The organism is Daejeonella sp., assembly GCF_049655485.1.
Classification (GTDB): domain Bacteria; phylum Bacteroidota; class Bacteroidia; order Sphingobacteriales; family Sphingobacteriaceae; genus Daejeonella.
Genome location: NZ_JBASJU010000408.1, coordinates 1 through 3,968 on the forward strand (window position 1 = coordinate 1; position 3,968 = coordinate 3,968).

The following is a 3,968-nucleotide window of genomic DNA, read 5'->3' on the forward strand; positions in this document are numbered from 1 at the left end:
TATCCTTATCGATGGCAACTCTAATAATGCAATAAAAATCCGAGTTGTTGGTGGAGATAAAAAAGACTCGTTCACAGATCTTTCATCGGGAAGAACCTTGTACTATGATCTCGAAAGTGATGATAATGTAGTAGCAGGAAATGCAGCAACCCGATTGTCGACGGATAACTATGTACACGACTATGAACTCAACTCTTTCGTATATGATAAAAGTGGAGTCGTACCATCACTCGACTTCAATGCAGATGACCGCTTATTTATTGGGGGCGGATATGCAGTGACTCACTATGGTTTCCGCAAAGATCCTGCTAGTTATACGCAAAGCTTGATTGGTAATTATGCGCCGAAAACTGGCGCCTATGTCGTTAAATACAAGGGAGATTTCTATTCCTTGTTCGGAAGAAATAACGATATTCTCTTAAGAGCTACCTTAAACGGACCAAAGTATACTTTTAATTATTACGGACAGGGGAATTCAACCTTAAACGTAGGGGATGATGTTGATTTCTTCCGCGTCAGGACAAAGAATCTAAGCCTGGCAGGATATTTTCAGCATCGTTTTACAAAAGTGTTTAGTGTTGGTGCTGGTCCTGGATACGAATACTTCCGTGTTGAAAAGCCAGATAACAGTTATCTCACTTCGCCGGTCTTCCCTGAGGCCTCTGATATTAGCCGGCCTTCAAGGTACGGAACCCTTAGGGCTTTCGCCAACATTGATTTCGTTGACAACAAGCTACTGCCGGCATCTGGTGTGAGATGGTTTAATCAAGTAAACCTTTTCAATGAATTCGGTAACACCAAGGACAGGTTTGCCCAATTAAAATCTGATATAGCTTTTTATGCCACACCAAACTTCGCTTTCCCGGTAACTGCCGCATTCCGTCTCGGTGGAGCAGTAAATCTGGGAGACTATAAATTCTTCCAGGCAAATTCATTGGGCAGTAATGCCAACCTGCGGGGCTTCAGAAATAATCGCTTTACAGGACGCTCATATCTTTACCAAAACACTGAAGTACGATTTAAGGTAACTTACTTTAGAAATTACATCTTCACCGGTGATATGGGCTTGTTTGGATTCTTCGATTCAGGACGGGTTTATTCCGATGGCCCGGAGGCAAGCACCTGGCATAAAGGATATGGCCCGGGAATTTGGTTTAACCTGTATAACAAAATGCTTATCTCAAGTGGATATGGTTTTTCAAAGGAAGGAAGTTACCTTACCTTAAAAGCCGGGATGCCATTCTAAAATTAAAGTATAAATAACAAAAAAGGGGGTAGGCTTTCAGCGCACCCCCTTTTTTATGTTCTTAAAATTACTTTGATTTAACCGCTGCTGTTGAGTTAGTTTTCTCGGCAAGAAGCAATGCGTTGTATGCGTTAACTATACCGCCGGAAACGGATATCTCGCTTAACAGAACTTTAGATGAACTACCTTCTTCTCTTATTTTAACCTTTTGGTCAACTTTAGCCACAGAGTTCATAATGATTTCCTTAACCTGAACAGCTGAAAAATGCGGGTAGTAAGAACGAATCAAAGCAGCTAGTCCTGCGACAACTGGAGATGCCATACTCGTACCATCGTTTTCTTTGTACTTCGAACCAGGCATGGTGGAATTTATTTTTACACCCGGCGCGAACACGTCAACTGATTTGCCACCATAATTTGAGAACGAGGCAACAAGAGTTTCATCATTTTCCCAGCCCGAAGCTCCGACTTCAATCCAGCCCTCTGCGGTTCCCATGGTCACTCCGGTACTGTCTACATAAAGACGATTGGGAACATTATCTTCCTTCTCTGTATTCTTACCATCGTTTCCAGCAGCATGTACCATAAGTACATCTTTCGATACTGCGTACTTAACCGCTTCATCTACTACCTTTTTATCCCATGAATAAGCCTTACCGAAGCTCATATTAATAATCTTAGCGCCATTGTCTACCGCGTATCTGATTGAATTAGCAACATCTTTATCCCTCTCATCACCATCAGGAACAGTTCTTAGTGCCATAATCCTCACATTATCGGCAACACCTTTAATTCCCAGGCCATTGTTTCTCACAGCGCCTATAATTCCAGCAACATGAGTTCCATGCTCAGCGTCAGGGCCAGTTATATCGTTATTGCCATAATACTTCTCATAGCTGTTAGCGTAGTTATCGCCTACAGAATCCTTCCTCGGATCGAACTCAAGATTCAAATGATACTTTACCTGTGCGTCATAATGCTCAATCCCATCCTCTAATTCTTTCCTAAACTCTTTGTAAGAGGTCTTCTTAATTTCAGGTTTTAAGAACTTGAGTACCTGTGACTCAATATCTCCTTCAGTTTTATAATTATTGAAGTCTTCAATTGTAGGCTCTGTCTTCCCCATTATTACAAGCATCCCATCCAGGTACTTTAAAATAAGTGTGGTATTCTGAAGTCCCATCTGTGCCTGCTGAAGTTTAGCCATATAATCAGTTACCAGTTTCTTATACAGCTGGAATTCTTTTCGTTCCTCTTCATTAAATGGTGTGGAATTAAGCGCCGCTGCATACTTAGGCTGAAGTTTATTGATGAGGCGGACAACTTCCATGTTATCATAGTGCACTTTCCCAATAAAATTCCATCCATGAATATCATCGATATATCCATTCTTGTCATCGTCAATTCCATTACCGGCAATCTCTTTTGCATTAACCCACATAACCTGTTTAAGGTCTTCGTGTTCTTCATCTATTCCACCATCTATAACAGCCACAATAACGGTTTTTGATGATTTACCCTTCAATAATTCATTGTATGCCTTTTCAGTACTAATTCCAAAAACTCCATCAGCTTTCAGGTCAAGATTTTGCCAGTTCTCTTTTGGCTTTTCATCGTCATCGCTCTGCGCGAAAGACGTAAAGGGCAGTGCAATGACTGCTACAGTGTATAATAGCTTCTTAATAAAATTCATTTGATTAGTTTTTTTATTCAACGTAAGTTCAAGATAATGATTTATATGGCCCAACGAGCATGCCAGAAATATTTCATCAAAATTATTACCTATATATACGAGCATATGGGAGATATAGTTCAGCGCACTGGCAAACTGACATGCTTGTTACATTAGGATGATTATAAAGAATTTAAATCATGAATTAAGAGGAGGAACAATATCTGGGAAGGTTAAGGAAGTGAAGAATGATGGACCCGTTTAACTCGCGTAAGCCTGTATTACTATTTACGGTTTGCGTCCGTAGCAATTTAGGATAGACTTCTCTGCGCCCTCTGCGTGTACTCTGCGTCCTCTGCGGTAAAAAACCCGCTTTGCATTTCCCGCTGTGCAACGAATCCTGAATCTTGCTCTTGGTTCCTGGTTCCTGGTTATAGGTCATGTCTCCTGTTGAAATTCCTTTTCCACAAAAAAAGCCCCAATCTTTCGAAAGGGGCTTGTTTAAAATTGGGCACCGACCTACTCTCCCACCTGTTACGGCAGTACCATTGGCTCTGGCGGGCTTAACTTCTCTGTTCGGAATGGGAAGAGGTGGACACCGCCGATATAGGCACCTGAAGATTTTGCTGGTTGTTAGTTGTTCGTTGTTGGTTGTTAGGACAACGACGAACAGACTAGTACCTGGCTGCTTACCTGAGCTGTTTACTCGTATGTCGCTGGAAAGATCCAACAACGAACAACTAACAACTGACAACTAAGCCAATATCTTAACATATCAGAAAAAAGTATTTGAGAAAGAAAACAACAATATATTAAACTACTACATTAGTAGTCTATCTGCCTTTATACAAGTAAACTTGTACGAAGAAAGCTTCGGGCAATTAGTATCACTCGGCTATGATGTCACCACCTTTACACCTATGACCTATCAACGTAGTCATCTTCTACGACCCTCAATGGAAGTCTCATCTTGTGGCTAGTTTCGCACTTAGATGCTTTCAGCGCTTATCTATTCCAAACGTAGCTACTCTGCAGTACAGCTGGCGCCAT

General features: G+C 41.3%; 2 protein-coding genes and 2 rRNA genes. 1 reads left to right on the plus strand and 3 read right to left on the minus strand.

Annotated elements, in window-relative coordinates; all coding sequences use genetic code 11:
* A partial coding sequence (locus WBJ10_RS16495; protein WP_424292274.1) for a hypothetical protein occupies positions 1 to 1,246 on the plus strand: 1,246 nt, incomplete at its 5' end.
* Between the two features lie 67 nt (positions 1,247 to 1,313).
* On the opposite strand, the gene WBJ10_RS16500 is transcribed toward WBJ10_RS16495, so the two are convergent.
* From WBJ10_RS16500 to WBJ10_RS16510, 3 genes are all read right to left on the minus strand, one after another.
* Positions 1,314 to 2,939: a S8 family peptidase gene (locus tag WBJ10_RS16500; RefSeq protein WP_424292276.1), complete on the minus strand. Its 1,626-nt coding sequence runs from the start codon at positions 2,937 to 2,939 to the stop codon at positions 1,314 to 1,316.
* A 485-nt stretch (positions 2,940 to 3,424) separates the two neighbouring features.
* Positions 3,425 to 3,536: ribosomal RNA gene (rrf, locus tag WBJ10_RS16505) — 5S ribosomal RNA — on the minus strand.
* Positions 3,537 to 3,779: 243 nt separating this feature from the next.
* Positions 3,780 to 3,968, minus strand: a 23S ribosomal RNA gene (locus WBJ10_RS16510); the annotation flags it as partial.